This window comes from Hoeflea ulvae, from assembly GCF_026619435.1.
Classification (GTDB): domain Bacteria; phylum Pseudomonadota; class Alphaproteobacteria; order Rhizobiales; family Rhizobiaceae; genus Hoeflea; species Hoeflea ulvae.
In genome coordinates, this window is record NZ_JAOVZQ010000001.1 from 7,501 (window position 1) to 30,450 (window position 22,950).

The 22,950-nt window shown below is 62.5% G+C and carries 18 protein-coding genes and 2 pseudogenes (1 of these 20 only partly in view); 4 read left to right on the forward strand and 16 right to left on the reverse strand.

Translation table 11 applies throughout. The features are described from left to right. Window positions 1-1,498: the 3' portion of a M23 family metallopeptidase gene (locus tag OEG82_RS00035; RefSeq protein ID WP_267610432.1), read on the forward strand. 452 nt of this gene lie to the left of the window's left edge; only the last 1,498 of its 1,950 coding nucleotides appear in the window; its start codon lies beyond the left edge, outside the window; it ends in the stop codon at window positions 1,496-1,498. 110 nt (window positions 1,499-1,608) lie between these two features. Here the strand turns inward: OEG82_RS00035 and clpB are convergent, their stop codons facing one another. From clpB to OEG82_RS00065, 6 genes and pseudogenes are all read right to left on the reverse strand, one after another. Next, window positions 1,609-4,236 (reverse strand): ATP-dependent chaperone ClpB, encoded by a 2,628-nt coding sequence (clpB, locus tag OEG82_RS00040; protein WP_267610433.1) that lies wholly within the window; start codon window positions 4,234-4,236, stop codon window positions 1,609-1,611. A gap of 192 nt (window positions 4,237-4,428) precedes the next feature. Then, window positions 4,429-5,207, reverse strand: a pseudogene (locus tag OEG82_RS00045) (DUF4167 domain-containing protein). Window positions 5,208-5,495: 288 nt separating this feature from the next. Further along, the gene (gene prmC, locus OEG82_RS00050) at window positions 5,496-6,407 is read right to left on the reverse strand and encodes a peptide chain release factor N(5)-glutamine methyltransferase (RefSeq protein WP_267610434.1); all 912 of its coding nucleotides are present in this window, start codon (window positions 6,405-6,407) and stop codon (window positions 5,496-5,498) included. Then, a complete protein-coding gene (prfA, locus tag OEG82_RS00055) occupies window positions 6,394-7,479 on the reverse strand; it encodes a peptide chain release factor 1 (protein WP_267610435.1) in 1,086 nt (361 codons plus the stop codon). Before prfA ends, prmC begins: the two co-directional genes overlap by 14 nt. 9 nt (window positions 7,480-7,488) lie before the next feature. Further along, window positions 7,489-9,750 carry a phosphoenolpyruvate--protein phosphotransferase gene (ptsP, locus tag OEG82_RS00060; RefSeq protein WP_267610436.1) on the reverse strand — a complete coding sequence of 754 codons (2,262 nt, stop codon included), beginning with the start codon at window positions 9,748-9,750 and terminating at the stop codon, window positions 7,489-7,491. A 95-nt stretch (window positions 9,751-9,845) separates the two neighbouring features. Continuing rightward, complete coding sequence (locus OEG82_RS00065) at window positions 9,846-11,120, reverse strand: aspartate kinase (protein ID WP_267610437.1); 1,275 nt, start codon at window positions 11,118-11,120, stop codon at window positions 9,846-9,848. Window positions 11,121-11,312: 192 nt separating this feature from the next. Between OEG82_RS00065 and ubiG the strand changes: the two genes are divergently transcribed. Further along, window positions 11,313-12,065, forward strand: coding sequence for a bifunctional 2-polyprenyl-6-hydroxyphenol methylase/3-demethylubiquinol 3-O-methyltransferase UbiG (gene ubiG, locus OEG82_RS00070; RefSeq protein ID WP_267610438.1), 753 nt, complete (start codon window positions 11,313-11,315; stop codon window positions 12,063-12,065). A gap of 209 nt (window positions 12,066-12,274) precedes the next feature. Here the strand turns inward: ubiG and OEG82_RS00075 are convergent, their stop codons facing one another. Genes OEG82_RS00075 through OEG82_RS00090 form a run of 4 tightly spaced genes read right to left on the reverse strand, consistent with a single transcriptional unit; the run spans window position 12,275 to window position 14,648 of the window. Further along, on the reverse strand, window positions 12,275-12,700 hold the full coding sequence (locus tag OEG82_RS00075) for a DUF1178 family protein (protein WP_267610439.1): 426 nt from the start codon (window positions 12,698-12,700) through the stop codon (window positions 12,275-12,277). Continuing rightward, the gene (locus tag OEG82_RS00080; RefSeq protein WP_267610440.1) at window positions 12,697-13,557 is read right to left on the reverse strand and encodes a carbon-nitrogen hydrolase family protein; all 861 of its coding nucleotides are present in this window, start codon (window positions 13,555-13,557) and stop codon (window positions 12,697-12,699) included. Before OEG82_RS00080 ends, OEG82_RS00075 begins: the two co-directional genes overlap by 4 nt. A gap of 3 nt (window positions 13,558-13,560) precedes the next feature. Beyond that, window positions 13,561-13,821 (reverse strand): glutaredoxin 3, encoded by a 261-nt coding sequence (grxC, locus tag OEG82_RS00085; protein WP_267610441.1) that lies wholly within the window; start codon window positions 13,819-13,821, stop codon window positions 13,561-13,563. A gap of 35 nt (window positions 13,822-13,856) precedes the next feature. After that, window positions 13,857-14,648, reverse strand: coding sequence for a ComF family protein (locus OEG82_RS00090; RefSeq protein WP_267610442.1), 792 nt, complete (start codon window positions 14,646-14,648; stop codon window positions 13,857-13,859). A gap of 59 nt (window positions 14,649-14,707) precedes the next feature. On the opposite strand from OEG82_RS00090, the gene OEG82_RS00095 reads away from it, so the two are divergent. Further along, window positions 14,708-15,592 carry a methyltransferase domain-containing protein gene (locus OEG82_RS00095; protein WP_267610443.1) on the forward strand — a complete coding sequence of 295 codons (885 nt, stop codon included), beginning with the start codon at window positions 14,708-14,710 and terminating at the stop codon, window positions 15,590-15,592. A 109-nt stretch (window positions 15,593-15,701) separates the two neighbouring features. Here the strand turns inward: OEG82_RS00095 and OEG82_RS00100 are convergent, their stop codons facing one another. From OEG82_RS00100 to OEG82_RS00125, 6 genes and pseudogenes are all read right to left on the reverse strand, one after another. Beyond that, window positions 15,702-15,875, reverse strand: coding sequence for a Flp family type IVb pilin (locus OEG82_RS00100; RefSeq protein WP_267610444.1), 174 nt, complete (start codon window positions 15,873-15,875; stop codon window positions 15,702-15,704). Between the two features lie 44 nt (window positions 15,876-15,919). Further along, window positions 15,920-16,243 (reverse strand): hypothetical protein, encoded by a 324-nt coding sequence (locus tag OEG82_RS00105; RefSeq protein ID WP_267610445.1) that lies wholly within the window; start codon window positions 16,241-16,243, stop codon window positions 15,920-15,922. A gap of 119 nt (window positions 16,244-16,362) precedes the next feature. Next, on the reverse strand, window positions 16,363-16,770 hold the full coding sequence (gene mutT, locus OEG82_RS00110; protein WP_425497489.1) for an 8-oxo-dGTP diphosphatase MutT: 408 nt from the start codon (window positions 16,768-16,770) through the stop codon (window positions 16,363-16,365). 5 nt (window positions 16,771-16,775) lie between these two features. Then, window positions 16,776-17,534, reverse strand: coding sequence for a GNAT family N-acetyltransferase (locus OEG82_RS00115; protein WP_267610446.1), 759 nt, complete (start codon window positions 17,532-17,534; stop codon window positions 16,776-16,778). A gap of 35 nt (window positions 17,535-17,569) precedes the next feature. Then, a pseudogene (gene argJ / locus OEG82_RS00120) lies at window positions 17,570-18,811 on the reverse strand (bifunctional glutamate N-acetyltransferase/amino-acid acetyltransferase ArgJ). 44 nt (window positions 18,812-18,855) lie between these two features. Beyond that, window positions 18,856-19,677, reverse strand: coding sequence for a peptidylprolyl isomerase (locus OEG82_RS00125; RefSeq protein WP_267610447.1), 822 nt, complete (start codon window positions 19,675-19,677; stop codon window positions 18,856-18,858). A gap of 283 nt (window positions 19,678-19,960) precedes the next feature. Between OEG82_RS00125 and secA the strand changes: the two genes are divergently transcribed. Continuing rightward, a complete protein-coding gene (secA, locus tag OEG82_RS00130) occupies window positions 19,961-22,678 on the forward strand; it encodes a preprotein translocase subunit SecA (protein ID WP_267610448.1) in 2,718 nt (905 codons plus the stop codon). Window positions 22,679-22,950 lie beyond the last annotated feature (272 nt).

The following is a 22,950-nucleotide window of genomic DNA, read 5'->3' on the forward strand; positions in this document are numbered from 1 at the left end:
TTCCGCCGGCGACACCGAAGCCGCCTCAAGCGTCAGGACCGGCGTCATCTATGGTGCCGAGGTTGATTCGGAAATCAGCCTGCGCTCCGTCGACTTCCCGCTGGAAGCGCCGCCGCACCCCTTTGCCGCCTCAATGACGCTGGATGAGGCCGAAGAGACCGTGCGCACCAATGGTTCGGTGCTGACCGACGGCACGGTGCAGCTGGCATCGCTCAATTATGTCGATCCGCGGCGCTTCGTCTCCAATCACCTCGAGCTCGATTTCAGCGCCAGTCTCAATGCAAGGGTGATTGCCGAAAATGTCTCGGTCGCCTCCTATGTGCCGACGGGGCTGGATCGGGTCGAATATATCGACGACATCATCCCGGTGCGCAAATCGGCGCATCTGTCCGACATTCTCGACGGCGCCGGCTATTCCACCGAACAATATGACGCGGCCAAGGCCACCCTGGCGGGACATATCAAGATCGACAAGATCCCCGATCAGACGGTGATTCGCGTCGGCGTCGAGCAGTCCGGTGAAAGCACGCGGGTGATCCGCATGAGCGTGTATCACAAGGCCAAGCATGTGATCACCGTCGCGCTCTCCGATCACAACGGCTTCGTGCTCGGCAATGAGCCGCCGCCGACCCCCGCCGTCAGATCGGCCTTCGACGACACCGCGACACCGGTCGCCGCCGGGCGTGACCTGCCCAATATCTATGACGGGATCTATCGCGCCGGTTTGTTCTACGGCATGTCCACCGACATGATCGGCCAGATCATCCGCATGCTGGCCAGCAATGTCGACTTCCAGTCCCCGTTAAAGCCGACCGACACGCTGGAGGCATTCTTCTCGGTGACCGACGAGAGCGGTGCTGCGACCGAGGAGTCCGAGCTGCTGTTCGTCAATGCGAAATTCGGCAGCAACACCGTCCGGCTTTACCGGTTCCAGCACCCCGAAGACAATTCGATCGACTATTATGACGAGGAAGGCCGCAGCGCCCAGCAATTCCTGCTGCGCAATCCGGTGCCCAACGGCAAGTTCCGCTCCGGATTCGGCATGCGCCGCCACCCGATCCTGAAATATTCCCGCATGCACACCGGCGTCGACTGGTCGGCGCCGCGCGGCACCCCGATCATTGCCGCCGGCAATGGCGTGGTCGAGAAGGCCGGCTGGGATTCGGGCGGCTACGGCCGGCAAACCATCATTCGTCACGCAAATGGCTATGTCTCGAGCTATTCGCACCAGAATTCGATCGCCAAGGGCATCAAACCCGGCGCCCGGGTGCGTCAGGGCCAGGTCATCGGCGCGGTCGGGTCAACCGGATTGTCCACCGGGCCGCATCTGCATTACGAGCTGATCGTCAATGGCAACAAGGTTGACGCCATGCGGATCAGGCTTCCGGACGGAAAATCGCTCAAGGACGAGGCCTATGTGATGTTCGCCCGCGAGCGCGACCGGATCAACACACTGCTCGGCATCGAGATGGCCAACAAGGAAATCGCCAGCCGCTGAGTGCAATCCGGGCCGCCCTTTGCACGGCATGGGCCGGCGGCGGCATTACCCTGGAATACAAAAAGGCGGGCCCGAAGACCCGCCTTTCCCTGCAGTGTAACAAGCCGGATTTACGCGGCTTCGCCATGGACAGCGGCGTCATCGGCCGGCTTCTCGTCCGAAATCGAGAACACCAGCCGGTCAGAACCGGCACTAACCCGGACCTGGGTGCCCTCGCCGACTTCACCGAGCAGGATCTTCTCGGCCAGCGGGTCCTGCACATATTTCTGCACAACCCGCTTGAGCGGACGCGCGCCATAGGCCGGGTCATAGCCCTTCTCGGCCAGCCAGTCGCGGGCCTCGTCGTCAAGCTTGACCTCGATCTTGCGGTCCACCAGCAGCTTGCCGAGGCGGCTGAGCTGGATGTCGACAATGGCGCCCATTTCAGACCGGCGCAGCCGATGGAACAGGATGATCTCGTCGATCCGGTTGAGGAATTCCGGCCGGAACGCCGAGCGCACGACGCCCATCACATCCTCGCGGGCCGCATCGGCATCCTGGTCGTCGCTCAGCGCTGCCAGATACTCCGATCCCAGATTGGAGGTCATCACGATCAGCGTGTTGCGGAAATCGACCGTACGCCCCTGACCATCGGTCAGCCGGCCGTCATCAAGCACCTGCAGCAGCACGTTGAAGACATCCGGATGCGCCTTTTCGATCTCGTCGAACAGGATCACCTGGTAAGGCCTGCGCCGCACCGCTTCGGTCAGCGCACCGCCTTCGTCATAGCCGACATAGCCCGGAGGCGCCCCGATCAGGCGCGAGACCGAATGCTTCTCCATATATTCGGACATGTCCATGCGGATCAGCGCGGTCTCGTCATCGAACAGGAATTCGGCCAGGGCCTTGGTCAGTTCGGTCTTGCCGACCCCGGTGGGTCCCAGGAAGATGAACGAGCCCATCGGACGATTGGGATCCTGCAGACCCGCACGCGCCCGCCGGACCGCCTTGGACACCGCCTGAACCGCTTCGCCCTGGCCGACAACACGCTTGCCGATCTCGTCTTCCATCCTGAGCAGCTTGTCACGCTCGCCTTCCAGCATCCGGTCGACCGGAATGCCGGTCCAGCGCGAGACAATATGGGCGATATGATCCGGCGTCACGGTCTCCTCGACCATGCCGGCCGCATCGCCTTCGGCATGCGCTTCCGCTTCCTCGATCTGCCGCTCGAGCGCGGGGATCTCGGCATAGGCCAGTTCGCCGGCACGCTGATATTCGCCACTGCGCTGGGCGATGGCCAGATCGTTGCGGGCTTCCTCGAGCTTCAGCTTGAGATCGGCGGCGAGGCCGAGCTTGTGCTTCTCGGACTGCCAGCGCGCAGTCAGCGAATCGGACTTTTCCTCAATGTCGGACAGTTCCCGGTCGAGCCGGTCAAGCCGGTCCTTCGAGGCCTGGTCGGTTTCCTTCTTCAGCGCCTCGCGCTCGATCTTGAGCTGCATGATCCGGCGGTCGAGCTCATCGAGCTCTTCCGGCTTGGAATCGACCTGCATCCTCAGCCGCGCCGCCGATTCATCGACCAGGTCGATGGCCTTGTCGGGCAGGAACCGGTCGGTGATGTAACGGTTGGAAAGCACGGCCGCCGAGACCAGCGCCGAATCGCTGATTCGCACCTTGTGATGCTGCTCGTATTTTTCCTTGAGCCCGCGCAGGATCGAAATCGTGTCCTCGATCGTCGGCTCTTCCACCGTCACCGGCTGGAACCGGCGGGCAAGGGCCGCGTCCTTTTCCACATGCTTGCGATATTCATCAAGCGTGGTCGCGCCGACGCAGTGCAGCTCGCCGCGCGCAAGCGCCGGCTTGAGCAGGTTGGAGGCATCCATGGCGCCATCGGCCTTGCCGGCGCCGACCAGCGTGTGCATCTCGTCGATGAACAGGATGATCTCGCCATTGTCGGCCTGGATTTCCGACAGCACCGCCTTGAGCCGTTCCTCGAACTCGCCGCGATATTTCGCGCCGGCGATCAGGGAGCCCATGTCGAGCGCCATCAGACGCTTGTCCTTGAGCGATTCGGGCACGTCGCCATTGACGATCCGGAGCGCCAGGCCTTCGGCGATCGCGGTCTTGCCGACGCCGGGCTCGCCGATCAGCACCGGGTTGTTCTTGGTCCGGCGTGAGAGCACTTGGATGGTCCGGCGAATCTCGTCATCGCGACCGATCACCGGATCGAGCTTGCCTTCGCGCGCGGCCTCGGTCAGGTCGCGGGCATATTTCTTCAGTGCATCGAAGCCCTGCTCGGCGCCGGCGCTGTCCGCGGTCCGGCCCTTGCGGATTTCGTTGATCGCCTGGTTGAGGGCCTGGGCCGTCAATCCGGCATTTGTCAGGATCTTCGAGGTTCCAGCCGAGGATTCGATCACCAGCGCCAGCAACAGCCGCTCGACCGTGACAAAGCTGTCGCCGGCCTTCTTGGCGGCCTCTTCGGCAGTGTCGAACACCTTGGCCACCGGCTGCGACAGATAGAGCTGGCCATTGCCGCCGGTGACTTTCGGCAGCTTCGCCAGTGCCGCCTCATTGGCAAGCCGCACATCGGCGGGCCGTCCGCCGGCACGCTCGATCAGCGATGACGCCATGCCCTGGTCATCATCCATCAGCACCTTGAGCAGATGCTCCGGCATGAATTGCTGGTGGCCGTCGGCCAGGGCCTTCGATTGCGCCGATTGAATGAAACCGCGAACGCGTTCCGAGTATTTCTCAATGTTCATGAATATCTCCAATTCATGTCACGCCCGCTGTTTTCGGCACGTGACAGTCGCCAGGAAAGGCCCCCGATAGCGGCGAGCCCGATTGATATTTCAAATATGGGGATTCATATGCGTGTTAAAAAGTATCTTTGAGCAATAAAAAACCCCGGTTGCTGGCAACCGGGGTCTGATCATGCGTCTGGCAAGGGATGCTTACTCTGCAGCTTCGGGTTCTACTGCCGCAGGCGCAGCACCGGCCGATGGCGCAGCCTCCGCACCATCTTCGACGCGAACCCGCTTGGGCCGTCCGCGACGGCGCGGTGCCGGACGTGGGGCATCCGATTCAGGGTTTCCTGACCGATCGCCACTTCCGCCGGCACGCCTTCGATCACCGGCTGCGGTGCGTCGGCATCATAGACAGGCTTCGGCTGCGGCGCGGCGCGCGGCGCGCGGGGCTCCTGCCGTTCGCTGCGTTCGCCACGGTCCGGGCGGTCGCTGCGATCGCCGCGGTCCTGGCGTTCGCCACGATCCGGACGCGGCTGCCGCTCGGAGCGGGCCGGCTGCTCGGAACGCGACTGCTGCTGGTCGCGGTCGCTGCGCTGATCCTGGCTGTTGCCGTCATTGTCGTCATCTGAATCGCGGTCATCATCGTCCTGATCCTGCGAATCGCGCGCTTGCGACCCGGTGTCATCGCGCTGAAACCGTTCCTGCATCTGGGCCTGGGCCGTCAGGATGATCCGGTTGTAATGCTCGGCATGCTGCAAATAATTCTCGGCCATGACGCGGTCACCGGAACTTTGCGCATCGCGCGCAAGGTTCATGTATTTCTCGGCCACGTGCTGGGCGGTGCCTCGGATCTTCACATCGGGACCGGAGCTGTCATAGGAGCGCGACAGCGGATTCTGGCCCTTGCGATTGTTACCGCCTCCGCCATTGTTGTTATTGCTTCCGCTACGTCCGCGACCGCGCTTGTTTTGCTGTCCTGGCCTCATTCGATAGTCACCTGGTTGTGTTCCTGAAAAATCTGTTGGGCGCCTTTGCCGAAAAACCCGGCTCGCAAGTTGCGCCGCGACATAGGATCGTCCACCGATCCCGTCACTGTTATGGGTTCAAATGCAGATACCCGCGCCAGAGGCTGTCCTGCGAACCTGCCGCCAATTTGGCGGGTCCCGGGAACCGAGCCACGTCGGATCGAATCTGTTTCAAGACTTGCTATCCAGCGCTGACCGGGAAACTAGCCATGTTTGTCAGCAATTCCAAGCCTTTTCTTGCCTGTTCCGTCAAAAGTCGGTGCTGGTGATTTTTGAGGGGCCGGATAATTTGAAACAAAGCACCCTCTCGACCCCGCCCAGATCGGCAAAAACGCCGCTCCGTTCAAAGCCGGCCTCAATGAAAAGTGCGCTGACCTCGTCTTTCTGGCCGATTCCGATTTCCAGCGCCACCTCGCCGGCACTCTCAAGCCGATCCGCCGCCTGCGCTGCGATGATGCGGTAGGCCGCGAGTCCATCGGCGCCTCCGTCCAGAGCCAGCTCCGGATCATGCTCCCTCACCTCGCGCGAGAGCCCGGCCAGATCGGCGGTCGGGATATAGGGCGGGTTGGAGACGATCAGGTCAAACCGCTCCTTGAGACCCGAAAGCCAGTCACCCGTTTTTGCCCTGTAGCGGTCCGAAAGCCCGAGCCGGCGGGCATTCTCGCTGGCGGTCGTAACCGCCTCCTCCGACAGATCGATGCCCAGGCACTGCGCATCCGGACATTCCGCGAGCAGCGCAAGGCCGATTGCGCCGGTGCCGATGCCGAGATCGGCAATCCTGCAATGGCCCCTTGCCGCGCAGGTCGCCTGCACAAAGTCGAGAACGGCGTCGACCAGGCACTCGGTGTCGGGGCGCGGCTCCAGCGTGGCGGAGGAAAGTTCGAGCTTGAGGCCGTAGAAATCCCTCGCGCCGAGAATGCGGTGCACCGGCATGCCGTTGAGCCGGTCAAACGCCGCCTGCGCCAGCCGCTCGCCGAGGCCGGTGGCCAGCGGCGCATCACCACCGGTCACCAGACGGTGCGCTTCAAGTCCGACAATGCCGGCGGTCAACAGCCGCGCATCGAGATCGGCCGTTTCGAGACAGGCCGCACGAAATGCCGAGCGCAGAACGATCCAGGCTTCGCCAATGGTCTGCGCGCCGGAGAGATCAGGCCTGATCATGGCCGCCAAGTGTCGCCAGCTGCCCGGCCTGATGGTCGGAAATCAGGGCATCGACGATCTCGTCGATCTCGCCCATCATCATCCGGTCAAGCTTGTAGAGTGTCAGGTTGATGCGGTGATCGGTGACACGGCCCTGCGGAAAATTATAGGTGCGGATCCGTTCCGACCGGTCGCCTGAACCAACCTGGCTCCGCCGCGATTGCGAGCGTTCGTCATCCGCCCTTTGCCGCTCGAGATCATAGAGCCTGGCGCGCAGCACCTGCATCGCCCGGGCGCGGTTCTGATGCTGCGATTTTTCCGACGACGTCACCACCAGGCCGGTCGGCAGATGGGTGATGCGCACCGCCGAATCGGTGGTATTGACGTGCTGCCCGCCGGCGCCCGACGCACGCATCGTGTCGATGCGGATATCATCCGGCCGGATTTCGATGTCGATGTCTTCGGCTTCGGGCAGCACCGCCACGGTCGCCGCCGAAGTGTGAATGCGGCCGCCGGATTCGGTTTCGGGAACCCGTTGCACCCGGTGCACGCCGGATTCGAATTTCAGCCGCGCGAACACGCCCTTGCCCGTCACCGTCGCGATGATTTCCTTGTAGCCGCCGGCTTCGCCCTCGCTGGCCGACAGCACCTCCACCCGCCAGCCGCGCGAGGAAGCATAGCGCTCATACATGCGGAACAGATCGCCCGCGAACAGGGCGGCTTCGGAGCCGCCGGTGCCGGCACGGATTTCGACGATGGCGCTGCGTTCGTCCGCAGCGTCCTTGGGCAGCAGCATGATCTCGATCCGCTGTTCCAGCGCCTCGATCTTGTCCCTGACCGTGTGCAGCTCGGCATCGGCCAGGTCGCGCATTTCGCGGTCGCTCGACCGGTCGGCAAGCATGGCTTCGAGATCAGCCTGTTCGGCTTTCGCCCGGTCAAGCTCGCGAATGCCCTCGACCAGCGGCTGCAGCTCGGAATATTCGGTGGCGAGCTTCACATAGGCATCCGCATCCGGCCCTGCGGACATGCGGGCTTCGATCTCGCCGAAGCGGCGGTCGAGTTCGCGTATTTTCTGGGTCGGCAATCGTGCCATTGTCGTTTCCTAAAGGCTCACGCCGTTGGCGTCTGCAAAGTCCATCAGGAACTCGCGCACTGTCTTCTCACTCTGGGTATTGGCAATGGCCGGCAACAGCCCCTCTTCAAGCTTGGCCAGATCGAGCGACAGCAACATCGATTTCACCGGGCCGATGGCGGCCGGCGACATCGATATGTTCCTGAAGCCGATGCCCAGCAAGGCCATCGCCGTCAGCGGCTTGCCGGCAATCTCGCCGCACAGCGTCAGCGACGTGCCGGCCTTGTCGGCGGCCACCACGATCTGCCGCAAGACCCGCAGAAAAGGCTGCCCCAGCGTGTCGAACCGGTCGGCAACACGGGAATTGCCCCGGTCCACCGCCATCACGAACTGGAACAGGTCGTTGGAGCCGACCGAGACAAAATCCACCTCGGCCATCAATTCATCGAGCTGCCACATCAGGCTGGGCACTTCCAGCATCGCGCCGAACTGCAGGCTGCGCGGCAATTGGTGCCCGAACCGGGAAAGATGCCGAACCTCCTTGTTGAGCAATTCGCGCGCCAGCCTGAGCTCGTTGACCTCGGTGACCATCGGCAACATCAGCTTCAGCTCGGTGCCCGCCGCAGCTTTCAGCAATGCCCTGAGCTGGGTGCGCAACAGGCCGGGCCGGTCCAGCGACAGCCGGATGGCGCGCCATCCCAGCGCCGGATTTTCCTCCTCCGCCGAGCGGAAATAGGACACCACCTTGTCGCCGCCGATGTCGAGCGTCCGGAAGGTGACCGGCCGCCCCTCGGCTTGCCGCAGCACGCTGCGATAGAGATTTTCCTGCTCGTCGACCTTGGGCATGGTCGAGGCGATCATGAATTGCAGTTCGGTGCGGAACAGGCCGATGCCGCTGGCGCCCGATTCGCTCAGTTGCGGCAGATCCACCAGCAGTCCGGCATTCATCAGCAGCGTGATGTCCTGGCCGTCGCGGGTCCGCGGCTCGACGTCACGCAAGGCGCGGAACTGCTCCTGCCGCTTGGCGCGAAACCGCACCTTGTCGGCATAGGCGCTTTCCACCTCGGAGATCGGGCGCAGGTGAACGACGCCGTCCTCGCCGTCGACGATGATCGGATCGCGGTTTTCCGCCAGCGACGCGATGCCGATGACCTGGCCGACGACCGGGATGCCCATCGCACGCGCGACAATCACCACATGGCTGGTCACGGCCCCGTCCTCGAGGACCAGACCGCGAATCGCCTCGCGCGGATAATCGAGCAGCTCCGCTGCACCCATGGCGCGGGCCACGATGATCGCATCCTGCGGCAATCCCTCGCCGCCGGGCACGAATCCGGTCAGCTGCCGCAGCAGCCGGTTGGCCAGATCGTCGAAATCATGCAGCCGTTCCCGCAGATAGGGATCGGTCATGTGGATCATGCGGGCGCGGGTGTCGCTCTGCACCTTCTCAACTGCAGCTTCACAGGTAAGGCCGTTGCGGATGGCTTCTTCGAGCTTTCTCACCCAGCCGCGATCATGGGCAAACATCCGGTAGGCCTCGAGCACGGCGCGGTGTTCGCCTTCCATCGACACGTCACGCCGCGACAGCATGTCGTCGATGGAGATCCGCAGCGATCCCAGCGCCTCTTCAAGCCGCGCCAGCTCGGCGTCCAGATCGTCGTTGAGCAGCTCCGTCACCACGATTCGCGGTTCATGCAGGATAACGTGACCCAGGCCGATGCCGTCACCATAGGCATCGCCTTCGATCGTCACCGGACGGCTCAGATCCAGTTCCAGCCCGGCCCGGGTGATCTGCTTGAGCTCACCGGTGGCGATCATCTCGGCCAGAACCATCGACGTGGTTTCCAGCGCCTCGACTTCGTCCTCGCGATACTTGCGGTGGGCCTTGTTCTGGACCACCAGGACCCCCAGCGACCGCCCGGCCCTGAGAATCGGCACGCCCATGAAGGAGTTGTAAATTTCCTCGCCGGTTTCCGGCAGAAAGGTAAAGGCGGGATGGGATCTTGCGTCGGACAGATTGAGCGAGCGCGCGCTGGCCGCGATGGTGCCGACCAGGCCCTGCCCCATTTTCAGCTGGGCCAGGTGAACCGCGTTCTTGTTGAGACCTTCGGTGGCAAACAGTTCCAGTGCCCCATCGGCGCGCAGCACGTAAAACGAGCACACTTCGGCAACCATGTTGGCCGCAATCTGGCGGACGATCTGGTCAAGGCGCTCCTGCGGCTCAAGGGGCTCCGCCATCAATTCGCGCAGCCGCCTGAGAAGGACGCGCGGACCCGCTGAAAGGTCTCTCATCGCGCTTCATTCTCCCAATTGGTGTAGACCTTCCAGAATTTCTCCTGGCCGGTTCAAATATTCGGCTTAGGCCGGTTTTGTCTTGTCCCGTTGGGCTAAGTCTTATCCAGACCGTAGACGGAATGCAAAGTCCGAACCGCAAGTTCAGCATAAGCACCGTCAATAAGGATCGATATTTTGATCTCGGACGTTGTTATTGCCTTGATGTTGATCGATTTTTCAGCAAGTGCCTTGAAAGCAGTCGCTGCAACGCCTGCATGACTGCGCATGCCGATGCCGATGACCGACACCTTGGCCAGGCCTGATTCGCTCTGCACCACATCATAGCCGATGGTCTGCTTCTGGGTTGCCAGCACCGCCAGCGCCTTGTCCGCATCGCTTGTGGGCACGGTGAAGGTCATGTCGGTGCGCGATCCGTCTTCGGAAATATTCTGGACGATCATGTCGACATTGATGTGCGAATCCGCGAGCGGTCCGAAAATCGCAGCCGAGACCCCAGGCCTGTCGGACAGGCGTCTGAGCGAGATCTGCGCTTCGTCCTTGGCATAGGCAATGCCGGTAACGACTTCCTGTTCCACGATTTCTTCCTCGTCACAAATGAGAGTTCCGGGCGGATTGTTGAAATCCCCCATTCCAGGCGCATTCGGGTCATCGAAACTGGAGCGTACAAAGGTCCTGACCTTGTGCACCATGGCCAGCTCCACCGAGCGCACCTGCAATACCTTGGCGCCGAGGGAGGCCATTTCCAGCATTTCCTCGAAGGCAATCTTCTTCATGCGGCGGGCCTTCGGCACCACCCGCGGGTCGGTGGTGTAGACGCCGTCGACATCGGTATAGATGTCGCACCGGTCCGCCTTGACCGCCGCGGCGATCGCCACCGCGCTGGTGTCCGAACCGCCCCGGCCCAGCGTTGCCAGCCGGTTGTCGGGTCCGACCCCCTGAAATCCGGCAACCACGGCAACCTGCCCCATCTCGAAGCGGCGAATCAGCTCGCTGCCGTCGATTTCCACGATACGGGCCGCCGCATGGGCGTTGTCGGTCTTGATCGGGATCTGCCAGCCCTGCCAGGACCGGGCGTCCACGCCCATCGACTGCAGCGCAATGGCCAGCAGTCCGCTGGTCACCTGTTCGCCCGAGGCGACAATCGTGTCATATTCACGGGCATCGTAAAAGGATGCGCTGGCGCCGGCGACCATGGGCATGGACTGCACCCAGCCGACAAGCTCATTGGTCTTGCCGGCCATTGCAGACACCACCACGGCCACCTGGTGCCCGGCGTCAACTTCACGTTTGACATGCCGGGCGACATTGTGGATCCGGTCCAGGTCGGCAACCGACGTGCCGCCAAACTTCATGACTATGCGGGCCATATTGCATTATCCGCTGGCAATCCCGTTTCCGGGCAAGAAAAACCGCCCCGGGTTCCGGAGCGGAAGGTGGCGGTCTCATAACCAAATTTCTTTCACCCTGCAACAGGATCAGTCGTGCGACCTTGGCAACCCTTGACAAGAACAGTGCGACGCCCGAGTTGAAAGGCGACAATTCAAAGCGGAGAATGACCGATGAGCCAGGCTGAGCGGACAACGATAGATCAGGGCGAAGTCGAGCGTTTTTCGGCCATGGCCGCGGAATGGTGGAACCCGCAGGGCAAGTTCCGCCCGCTGCACAAGTTCAATCCGGTGCGCCTGACCTATATTCGCGACCATGTCGCAGCCCATTTCGGCCGTGACGCGAAGAGCGACAAGCCGCTCTCCGGGCTTCGCCTGCTCGACATCGGCTGCGGTGGCGGCCTGCTGTGCGAGCCGATGGCGCGGATGGGCGCCGAGGTTCTTGGCGCCGACGCCTCCCGCGTCAATATAGAGGTGGCGTCGCTGCACGCTGCCCAGAGCGGCGTCGATGTCAGCTATGAGGCGATCACCTCCGAGGATCTGGCCGCCCGCGGCGAACGCTTCGACGTGGTTTTGAACATGGAAGTGGTCGAGCATGTCGCCGATGTCGACCTGTTCCTGTCCTCCTGCGCCGAGATGGTCAAGCCCGGCGGCCTGATGTTCGTCGCCACCATCAACCGGACCATGAAGGCGATGGCCTTTGCCATTGTCGGCGCCGAATATGTGTTGCGCTGGCTGCCGCGCGGCACCCATCAATATGAAAAGCTGGTCCGGCCGGAAGAAATCGAAACGCCGCTGGCAGCCTCCGGCATGACGGTCATCGAACGCACCGGCGTCTCGTACAATCCGCTGCAGGACCAGTGGAACCTCTCCCGCGACATGGATGTGAACTACATGATGCTGGCCGAGCGGCCGAAGAGCGGCTGACCCGCCCCCTGCCAGCCATGTCCGGAAAATATTGGCGCATGCTCAAACCGGAATCGTCTTGAGCTTCTCCAGCATTTCCCGCTGACCCGCCGCATTCGCCTCTGTGAGCGCTTTCACACGGACGCGATCAGTCTGCAGCGGCAGAGCAGTAGGCGGCCACATGCAGGCCGAAATCATACATCGCCAGATGAAACACGGGCGAAGTCATGTCAGCTCAGATCGTCTGGGAACTCGGGCAGAGGCGCAATTTCGATGCCGTCCTCGATCAGCGATTTGGCGTCCTCGCTGGAAGCCTTGCCGATGATGCCGCGGGCTTCGCTCTCGCCATGGTGGATCTTGCGCGCCTCGTCGGCGAAGCGGTCGCCGACATCCTCCGAGTTCTGCTTGACCGCCTGCACCATCTCCCGCAGCTTGCGCAGCGCCTCGCGCCTTTCGGGATCCATCGCCAGGGGCCGCGACGGCGTCTGACGCGAGACGGCCAAGGCCGGAGCCATCAGCGCCTTTCCGATCTGGCGGGATCCGCAGACCGGACATTCGACAAGTCCGCGTTCACATTGCGCGTCGAAATCCGCGCTTGAGGAAAACCATCCCTCAAACGCATGTTCCTTCTCGCAATGCAGGGAAAACCGGATCACGCCACCTGCTCTCCCATTGAGGTCCGCAGGCCCTTGTCGAGACGGTAGCTCCGGGCATTCTTCAGATTGGGAATTTTTGACCGTGCGGCCCGAACCTCATCGAGCGCCAGGCCGGCGACAATGACGCCGGGCTCATCGCCCTGCATTTCCGCCAGAACCCGCCCCCAGGGATCGACGATCATCGAATGGCCATAGGTCTCGCGGCCATCCTCATGCACACCGCCCTGCGCGGCCGAAACCATGAAGGCGCCGTTTTCGATTGCTCTCGCGCGCTGCAGCACATGCCAGTGCGCTTCGCCGGTCTGCCGGGTGAAGGCGGCAGGCGCGGTCAGGATTTCCGCCCCGGCCAGCGCCAGATCGCGAAACAGATGCGGGAAGCGGACGTCGTAACAGATGCCCATCCCCAGCAGCGCGCCGTCGAGATCCACAGTCACGGCCTTGTCGCCGGATTGATAGGTCGCGCTTTCGCGCCAGCTCTCACCATTGTCGAGGTCGACGTCGAACATGTGGATCTTGTCATAGCCGGCCAGCCGGGCGCCGTCGGGAGCAAACACCACGCCGCGATTGCCCGCCATGCCATTGCCCGCATCCACGGCCGTGGATCCGATATGCAGATAGATGCCGAGATCCGTTGCCAGTTTCGACGCGGCGCGCAGCACCGGATCTTCGGCTTCCGGCCTCAGGCTCTTGCGCAGCGCCTCTCGGTCCTTCACCAGCGCGCCGGTCATTTCCGGCGTCTGCACATAGCGTGCGCCGCGTGCTGCAGCCTGGCGGACCAGATCCTCCATCGCGGCAATGTTTGCCGGCACGGAGACCCCCGAGCGCATCTGGACCGCGGCGACAATCATCTCGCGCATCTGTCAGGCTTCCTTCAGCATCGGATCAAGCTTGCCTGCACGCTCCAGCGCCATCAGTTCATCGCAGCCGCCAACATGGGTGCTGCCGATGAAGATCTGCGGGAATGTAGTCCGGCCATTGGCCTTGGCAATCATTTCCTGCCGCAGATCGGGCGAGAAAGTTGCGTCATGTTCGGTGTAGCCGGCGCCCTTGTCGTCCAGCAACCGCTTGGCCGCAGTGCAGAACCCGCAGAACTGTCGGGTATAGATAATCACGTCAGGCATGGGAAACTCCGGTTGTTGAACGGTCAGTATGGCCTTCAGGCATATAGGGTTTCCTCGCCCTGGCTTGCAACCCTGGCAAATGTCAGCACATTGACCCGGCTCGCCCCGCCGCGCAGCAACGCCCGCGTCGCCGCCTCGAGGGTGGCGCCTGTGGTCAGCACGTCATCAACCAGCAGCACCTTCAGCCCGTTGATCCGGTGCGCCTGCTCGGGAACCGCAAGAAAAGCACCGCGCACATTGTCCTGCCGGGCCCGCAGCCCGAGGCCGACCTGCTGGCGGGTGGCGCGGATCCGCCGCATCGCCCCCGGCAGGAACGGCTTTCCGGTCAACCGCGCCAGCATCCGCGCTAGTTCCGCCGACTGGTTGTAACGCCGCGAGAACAACCGGCCCCTGTGCAAGGGCACCGCCACGATGACATCGCTGTCATCGATCACATCACGGCCGGCGCGAACCATCCAGGCCGCCATCATCGGCGCGAGATCGGCCCGGTCGGCATATTTCAGCCGATGCACGATTTTGCGCGCGACGCCGTCATGAAACACCGCCGCTCTCGCTTTGGCGTAGCGCGGCGGATCGGCGATCGCCTGCGGCGACACCAGGCCCTCGCCCCGGTCATGATCAAATGGCAGACCGGTAATTTCGCAAAACGGCCCTTCGATGAAACGGACGGTCCCCCAGCAGACCGGGCACAGCGCGGCCGGGCGGTCCGTCATCTTGCCGCAGCCCGCGCAGACCGGCGGATAAACCAGCCGCATCAGGCCGGCGCCGGCGCGCGCAAACGCCAGCTTCAGCCCCTGCAGGTGATGGCTTGCATCCGTTGGGTACATTGGTTGACTTTAACGCCGTTCCATCCAACAAGCGAGCCGGAGTGACAGCGGATTGAATCATGGATCGCCTTTTTGACCACGCACTGATGCACCAGCGCCGCTTGCGTGCGCTGGCCCGCCCCGTGCCCGGCGCCGATTTTCTGGTGCGCCGGATTGCCGAGGACATGGCCGAGCGCCTCTCGGTGGTCGAGCGCCATTTCGACCATCCGGTCCAGGTCCATGGCGGCTTGCCCCACGCCGCCGATGCGATGCAAGCCACCGGCAAGACGGCAAATTTCCGCTTTGTCGATCTGTGCGCCCTGCCCGGCATCGATGCCCGCGCCGTCACCCTTGCCGACCCCGACCATGTGCCGCTGCCGCCGGAAAGCGCCGATCTGCTGGTCTCGCCTTTGGCGCTGCACCTGACCAACGACACGCCGGGTGTCTTGGTGCAAATGCGCCGTGCGCTCAAGCCCGACGGGTTGCTGCTCGCGGCGGCGCCGGGCGCAGGCACGCTGGGCGAACTGCGCGAATCCCTGCTTGCCGCCGAGAGCGAATTGACCGGCGGCGCCAATGCCCGGGTCCATCCCTTTGCCGATATTCGCGACTATGGCGCCCTGCTGCAGCGCGCCGGCTTTGCCCTGCCGGTCACCGATATCGATGACGTGGTGGTCAGATATTCGGACATGTTCGGGCTGTTGAGAGATCTGCGCGCCATGGGCATGACCTCGCTGCTGAGCGACCGGAGCCGCGAACCGGCCGGCCGAAAGCTGTTTTTGCGTGCGGCACAGATCTACGCGGAACGGTTTTCCGACCCGGACGGGCGCATCCGCGCCAGCTTTCCGGTGATCCACCTTTCGGGATGGGCGCCGCATGAAAACCAGCAGAAGCCGCTCAAGCCGGGCTCCGCCAAGGCACGACTGGCCGACGCATTGAAGGCGCCGGAACAAAAGCTGCCGCGCTGACACGGCGGCGGATGGCGCGCAGCGGTGCAGCGATTGCAGAGATACAAGGGAATAGGTGCTTCACCCGGCTCAGGCCGAGGCGGCGCAGGGGTGAGTCACCGGCTGCGTGTCAGCGGCTGTTCTCGAGATGCAGGGCTGCATTGTCCATGGTGCCGGTGATGGCGTTGCCCAGCGAGATGCCGCCGGCAACCAGCGCGATGGCGATCAGGGACGTGATCAGGCCATATTCGATGGCCGTGGCGCCGCTTCGATCTTCGAGAAACCTATAGAGCAAATTTTTCATGACATGTTCCTGGTTCAGCATGCGGTCGGCATGCGGCGATCGGATCAGCAGTCGCCGGTTTTCCGGCCATCGCTTCGGATGATGCAAAGCGCGCCGGGATTTTCCTGCAATATCGATTTGCGGACAGTGTAGATGGAGTTCTGGGAACGCTGCGGGATAGATCCGGTGGTGATGTTGTCATACTGCTCGGGCACCCAGGCGACCCGTGCCGAATGTGTGCGATTGGCCAGGATCGGTGTGAGGATGGCTGCAACCGCGATGGCCGCCGTCCCGAAAAGCAGGGCGGCACGAACGGCGCCGGATCGCTTTGGCTGGGCTTCCACGCCGTCTCTGTCCATAACCGTCATCCAGAAATCACTGTCGCTCATAACGCCTCCACCAAGAACCGTTCAAGGTCCGCCACTCCCTTCAATATTGCGGGAAGGGAATTGAAGTTTCATTAACGCTATTGCGAAAGATTGATATTCAGTCTCTTGCGGACGGGGCGTTACAATAGGTCGACGAGATAGGGAATCAGCGGCTCATCGGCGGGCGGCATCGGGTAATTCCGCATGTCCCGGGGACGAACCCATTTCAGCGCCTGTCCTTCAAGACCGCGGGCAACGCCCTCATAGCGGCGGCACACGAACAGCGGCATCAGCAGGTGGAAGTCGTCATAGCCGTAACTGGCGAAAGTCAGCGGCGCCAGGCAGGCTTCCTTGGTCACAATCCCGATTTCTTCCATGAGTTCGCGGATCAACGCCGCTTCCGGAGTCTCGCCCTGTTCGACCTTGCCGCCCGGAAATTCCCAAAGCCCTGCCAGCTTCTTGCCCTCCGGCCGCTGAGTCAGCAGCACCCGGCCATCGGCATCGACCAGGGCGCAGGCGGCGACCAGCATTATCTTCTTGCCTGTCATCGAAGTCAGAATCCCGGTTTCTGGCGATAGGCGTAGCGATAGACCTCGCCGAACCCCAGCCCCTGGTAGAGCGCCACGGCGGCGGTGTTTGCAGTCTCGACCTGCAGCCATGCGGTATCGGCGCCGCGATGGCGCGCCCAGCGCAACGCCGCGATGACGACTTCACGTCCGTGGCCGGCGCGCCGCGTGTCCTTGCGCGTCGCCAGTTCGAACAGGCCGGCAAGATCGTTGTCATGAACGCACAGCGCGGTCGACAGCGGTCCGGTGGATTCGTTTTCCAGGACGAACAGGCCGCTCGGCGGACGTATCGAGCTCAGCACCTCGGTCAGGCCGGGCTTGAGGCTTTGCTCGCGCCCGTGCACCGCGATCGACGCATCGACATAACGCCCGACATCGCGCAAGGGAAGATGATCCATCCCGTCATTGATATCGAGGCTGTCGAGAGCGCCGGTCATCACGATGGTTTCGTCAAACCGGCGCCAGCCGAGCTTGTCGAGATAGGATTCCAGCGGTGGCGGCGCCAGCGGCGTTTGCCGGAACACGAGTGGCCGATCATAGGAATCGAAGCGGCGGGCGGCGCGTTCGACCCGGATCTCGATGCCGTCATGGTCGGACGGATCCAGCGGATTGACGGAATTCAGCCGCTTAGACGGATGGCCTGCGGTCAGCCTTATCTGCCAACTGCCGTCATACTGGATCGACGCCGCCGGCCACGCCCGGAATCCGACAGCTTCAAGTCTTCTGACAATCGCAAGATTTGGCACGCTAGCCTCGTGTTCGACATTGACGGAGACACCGCTTAGCTGCGGTAATCACCATTGATTTCCACATAGGCCTTGGTCAGATCGCAGGTGAACACCCTGGCCTTGCCGCGGCCAATGCCGAGATCCACCCTGATGGCGATTTCATCCTGCTTCATCACGTCCGAGGCCGCGGCTTCGCTGTAGGCCGGATCACGCTCGCCATCGACCGCCACCCGCACATCGCCAAACCAGATCGCAAGCTTGTCGCGCTCGGCCTTTTCGCCGGCCTTGCCGACCGCCATGACGATACGCCCCCAGTTGGCATCCTCGCCGGCAATCGCGGTCTTGACCAGCGGAGAATTGGCAATCGACCTTGCGATGCGTCCCGCTGCTTTGGCTGATGCCGCACCTGTCACCGTGATCTCGACCTGCTTGCGCGCACCCTCGCCATCGCGGACGATCTGGATCGCCAGGTCTTCCATGAGATCGGCCAGGGCTTTCGCAAAATTCCGGGCCCGCGGATCCGCAGCCGATGAAATCCCCCCGCGCCCCGGTCGGACGCAGCGCCGGTCGCAAAGACCATCAGCGTGTCAGAGGTCGAGGTGTCGCTGTCGATCGTCACCGCATTGAAGGTCGTACCGACATGACGTCCGAGCAGGACCTGCAGGGCCTGCGCCTCGATGTCGGCATCGGTGACGATGAAGGACAGCATGGTGGCCATGTCCGGCGCAATCATCCCCGCGCCCTTGGCCATGCCATTGAGTGTCACCGTCACCCCGTCGATCCGCGCGGTTCGCGTGGCAACCTTGGGATAGGTGTCGGTGGTCATGATCGCCCGCGCCGCGTCGATCCAGCGATCGCCGCTTGCCGTGACAGCCATCTGATCAAGAACCGTGGCGAACTTGCTTGCATCCAGCGGCTCGCCGATGACGCCCGTTGAGGCCAGGAAAACCTCGCTCTCCGAGCAGCCCACAGCCTTGGCGGCAGCCTGTGCAGTCAGTGTCGTGGCGGCAACGCCCTTTTGCCCGGTGAAGGCATTGGCGTTGCCGGAATTGACCACCAGCGCCCGCGCACTGGCCGCCGCCGAGATTTTCCCGGCAGAAGTCCACCGGCGCGGACGGACATTTCGATGTGGTGAAGACCCCCGCGACCGCCGCCGGCTTGTCAAACACCATCAGCATGACATCCGTCCGGCCCTTGTACTTGATCCCGGCCGCAGCCGTTTCGATCCGTACGCCTGCGACCGCAGGAAGCTCGGCATAGGACTTGGGAGCCAGGGGAGATATGTCGGTGGACATCTGAGGATCCTTGAAACGGCGGCGTCAGCCGGAACGGGCGTGGACTATTGCTGCTGATTGATGGCTTCGTAGGCGGCCTTCAGTTCGGGATCGATCACGTCGATCTCGATTTCGGCGCGTGCGGCCTTGATCAGGTCACCATAGCGCTCCCGCATCACCAGCTGCCGGACCTGGTCGGAAACGGCTTCAAAGGCCGGAGGCGCGGTTTCGCGGCGATCCTCGAGCTTGATCACGTGCCAGCCGAACTGGGTCTTGACCGGTTCCTTGGCATATTCGCCAGCCTTGAGCGTGAAGGCCACGGCTTCGAATTCCGGCACCATGCGTCCCTTGGTGAAATAGCCGAGTTCTCCACCCTGCGGCGCGCTCGGGCCGGTCGACTTTTCCTTGGCCAGTTCGGCAAAGTCCTTGCCCGCGTCCAGCTCTTCGATAACGGCCTTGGCTTCTTCCTCCGTCTTGAGAAGGATGTGGCGCGCGCTGACTTCCTCTTCCGGCGGTGTGGCGGCGATTTCCTTGTCGTAGCGCGCCTTGACGTCGGCATCGGTCACCGGGTCAACGACGGTCGCCTTGAAGATGGCATTGTGAAGCGCGCGGTCGCGCTGGAACTTCATCAGCGTCTTGAACTCTTCGCTCTCGTCGAACTTCTCGGCTTCAGCCTTGTGCGCCAGCGTCTTGATATCGATGACGGCAGCAAGTGCCGCAACGCGGCGCTGCTCTGCCGGCATCTGCGCGAACTGCGGATCGAGATCAGTCTCCGCCAGGGTCAGCTCGGAGGCCAGAACCTCGATACCGGCGACCGTGGCGACCACCGGATCGGCCTCATCAGCAGCATGGCCCTGGATTGGCAATAGTGCGATTGAACTCATCATAAGTGTGGCTGCAAGCTGCGATAGGCGCATGGATAGACCTTTCATTGTGAAGCTATTCGGGACGGCAAGCCAGGTACCCGTGGATTTTGGCCGCCTTAAGACGGTCTTTCGCCGCCGTTGACATCGTTCGACCCCCCTCTTATCTGTCAGCCAACCGTCCGTCCAGACGGCTTTCATGGAATGAAGGCCGGCGGGAAGGCGTTTTCCATTCGACACTCCGGTCGCAGGCCAGCGCCGGTTTTCAGCCCTGCCGTCCGTGCAGCCTCAAGAAAGGACCATAGTAATGGTCAAGTTCGGCGCAATCGCCCGCAAATTGTTCGGCTCCTCAAATGAACGCCGGATCCGGGCCTATAAGCCAAAAGTTGACGCCATCAATGCCCTGGAACCCGAACTCCGGGCGCTCAGCGACAGTGATCTGGTGGCGCGCACGACACAGTTCCGTGAACAGATCGCTGCCGGCACCTCGGTCGATGACCTTCTGGTCCCCGCCTTCGCCACCGTTCGCGAGGCCGCCCACCGCACTGTCGGGCTGCGCCCCTTCGATGTCCAGCTGATCGGCGGCATGATTCTCAACGAGAACGCCATCGCGGAAATGAAGACCGGCGAGGGCAAGACCCTGGTGGCCACGCTTGCGGTCTATCTCAATGCGCTGTCGGGCAAGGGCGTCCACGTCGTCACCGTCAACGACTATCTCGCCCGTCGTGACGCCGAATGGATGGCCCGGATCTATGGCTTTCTTGGCCTGACCACGGGAATTGTCGTCCACGGCATGGACGACAATGAACGCCGCGAGGCCTATGCCTGCGACATCACCTATGCCACCAACAACGAGCTCGGCTTCGATTACCTGCGCGACAACATGAAATATGATCGCGCCCAGATGGTCATGCGCGGCCACCATTACGCCATCGTCGACGAGGTCGATTCCATCCTGGTCGACGAGGCCCGCACGCCGCTGATCATTTCCGGGCCGCTGGACGACCGGTCGGATCTCTACACCCGCATCGACACGCTGATCGGCAAGCTCGAGCCTGACGATTACGAGATCGACGAAAAGCAGCGCTCCGCCACCTTCACCGAATCCGGCACCGAGAAGCTGGAAGCCATGCTGGCGGCGGAAGACATGCTCAAGGGCGAATCGCTCTATGATGTCGAAAACGTCGCCGTGGTTCACCACATCAACAACGCGCTCAAGGCGCACCGGCTTTTCACCCGCGACAAGGACTATATCGTCAAGGATGACGAGATCGTCATCATCGACGAGTTCACCGGCCGCATGATGCCGGGACGCCGCTATTCCGAAGGCCAGCACCAGGCGCTCGAGGCCAAGGAAGGCGTCAAGATCCAGCCGGAAAACCAGACGCTGGCCTCGATCACCTTCCAGAACTATTTCCGCATGTATTCCAAGCTTGCCGGCATGACCGGCACGGCCTCCACCGAGGCAGAGGAATTTGGAAACATCTACGGCCTCGACGTTGTCGAAGTGCCGACCAATGTGCCCATCGCCCGTATTGATGAAGACGACGAGGTCTACCGCACCGTCGAGGAAAAATACCAGGCGATCATCGACGACATCAAGCAATCGCGCGCCAAGAAACAGCCGGTTCTGGTCGGCACCACCTCGATCGACAAGTCCGAAATTCTCGCCGATTTGCTGCGCAGGGAAGGCGTCGAGGACTTCAAGGTCCTCAACGCCCGCTACCACGAGCAGGAAGCCTATATCGTCTCCCAGGCCGGCGTCCCCGGCGCCGTCACCATCGCTACCAACATGGCCGGACGCGGTACCGACATCCAGCTCGGCGGCAATGCCGACATGCGCGTGGCCCAGGAACTCGGCGCCATGCCGGAAGGTCCCGAGCGCGAGGCGAAGGAAAAGATCATTCGCGCCGAAGTGCAGAAGCTCAAGGATGAGGCGCTTGCCGCCGGCGGCCTTTATGTTCTGGCCACCGAGCGTCACGAAAGCCGCCGCATCGACAATCAGCTGCGCGGCCGTTCAGGCCGTCAGGGCGACCCCGGCCGGTCGAAATTCTTCCTGTCGCTGCAGGATGATCTGATGCGCATTTTCGGGTCCGAGCGCATGGACAGCATGCTCAAGACGCTGGGACTGAAGGATGGCGAGCCGATCATCCATCCCTGGATCAACAAGGCGCTCGAGCGGGCCCAGAAGAAGGTTGAAGCGCGCAACTTCGACATCCGAAAGAACCTGCTCAAATTCGATGACGTGATGAACGACCAGCGCAAGGTGGTGTTCGAGCAACGCAAGGAACTGATGGACGCGGAATCGGTTTCCGAAACCATCGAGGACATGCGCCAGGAGGTCATCGACGGCCTCGTCAAGCTCCACATTCCCGAGCGCGCCTATGCCGAACAATGGAATGTCGAGGAGTTGAAGAAGGGCGTTCAGGCCTATCTCAATCTCGACCTGCCGATCGAAGAGTGGGCTGCGGAAGAAGGCATTGCCGAGGACGATATCCACGCCCGCATCACCGAGGCCGCAAACAAGCTCGCCAAAGAGAGGGCCGAACGGTTCGGTCCCGAAGTGATGACCTATGTGGAGAAGTCGGTTGTCCTGCAGACGCTGGACCATCTCTGGCGCGAGCACCTGGTCAATCTCGACCATCTGCGCTCCGTCGTCGGCTTCCGCGGCTACGCCCAGCGTGATCCGCTGCAGGAATACAAGTCCGAAGCCTTTGAACTGTTTCAGGCGCTGCTGGCCAATCTGCGCCAGGCCGTCATGGCGCAGTTGATGCGAGTCGAGATCGTTCGCGAGGCCGCAGCCGCGCCGGAGCCGGAATTGCCCGAAGGCATGGAGGGTCACCACCTCGATGCCACCACCGGCGAAGACGAGTTCACCGCGCCCGAGGCGCAACCCGCGCCGGCCGTCGTGGCCCCCGAAGATCGCGACCCGGAAGACGAATCCACCTGGGGCAAGGTTGGCCGCAACGAGGCCTGTCCCTGCGGATCGGGCAAGAAATACAAGCATTGCCACGGCGCTTTCTAGAGCCCTGGCGCGCGCTTGAGACAATGATTGAAACCTGACGGGATCCGCATTCGCGGGTCCCGTTTTTTCATGTTGCAGGTAATGGTTTCGCCGCCTCCAAAGCCGCGCGCCTGCCGCCCGGCGCTTGGGCCTTAACCCCATATTTGCTGCCTAAACCCTTGTTTTCCATCACGGGTGCCCGGAACGTTCTGAACCCGAACCTTTGACAATTGGCAGCCGCCACAGGCTGCGGACCATACCGTTTCTTAACGTCGCCATGCCAAGGTGCCTGT

Excerpts from the sequence above, each read along its gene's own strand:
- clpB (WP_267610433.1), bottom strand. The coding sequence starts at position 4,236 with ATGAACATTGAGAAATACTCGGAACGCGTTCGCGGTTTCATTCAATCG.
- prmC (WP_267610434.1), bottom strand. The coding sequence starts at position 6,407 with ATGATCAGGCCTGATCTCTCCGGCGCGCAGACCATTGGCGAAGCCTGG.
- prfA (WP_267610435.1), bottom strand. The coding sequence starts at position 7,479 with ATGGCACGATTGCCGACCCAGAAAATACGCGAACTCGACCGCCGCTTC.
- ptsP (WP_267610436.1), bottom strand. The coding sequence starts at position 9,750 with ATGAGAGACCTTTCAGCGGGTCCGCGCGTCCTTCTCAGGCGGCTGCGC.
- OEG82_RS00065 (WP_267610437.1), bottom strand. The coding sequence starts at position 11,120 with ATGGCCCGCATAGTCATGAAGTTTGGCGGCACGTCGGTTGCCGACCTG.
- ubiG (WP_267610438.1), top strand. The coding sequence starts at position 11,313 with ATGAGCCAGGCTGAGCGGACAACGATAGATCAGGGCGAAGTCGAGCGT.
- OEG82_RS00080 (WP_267610440.1), bottom strand. The coding sequence starts at position 13,557 with ATGCGCGAGATGATTGTCGCCGCGGTCCAGATGCGCTCGGGGGTCTCC.
- grxC (WP_267610441.1), bottom strand. The coding sequence starts at position 13,821 with ATGCCTGACGTGATTATCTATACCCGACAGTTCTGCGGGTTCTGCACT.
- OEG82_RS00090 (WP_267610442.1), bottom strand. The coding sequence starts at position 14,648 with ATGTACCCAACGGATGCAAGCCATCACCTGCAGGGGCTGAAGCTGGCG.
- OEG82_RS00095 (WP_267610443.1), top strand. The coding sequence starts at position 14,708 with ATGGATCGCCTTTTTGACCACGCACTGATGCACCAGCGCCGCTTGCGT.
- OEG82_RS00100 (WP_267610444.1), bottom strand. The coding sequence starts at position 15,875 with ATGAAAAATTTGCTCTATAGGTTTCTCGAAGATCGAAGCGGCGCCACG.
- OEG82_RS00105 (WP_267610445.1), bottom strand. The coding sequence starts at position 16,243 with ATGAGCGACAGTGATTTCTGGATGACGGTTATGGACAGAGACGGCGTG.
- mutT (WP_425497489.1), bottom strand. The coding sequence starts at position 16,770 with ATGACAGGCAAGAAGATAATGCTGGTCGCCGCCTGCGCCCTGGTCGAT.
- OEG82_RS00125 (WP_267610447.1), bottom strand. The coding sequence starts at position 19,677 with ATGATGAGTTCAATCGCACTATTGCCAATCCAGGGCCATGCTGCTGAT.
- secA (WP_267610448.1), top strand. The coding sequence starts at position 19,961 with ATGGTCAAGTTCGGCGCAATCGCCCGCAAATTGTTCGGCTCCTCAAAT.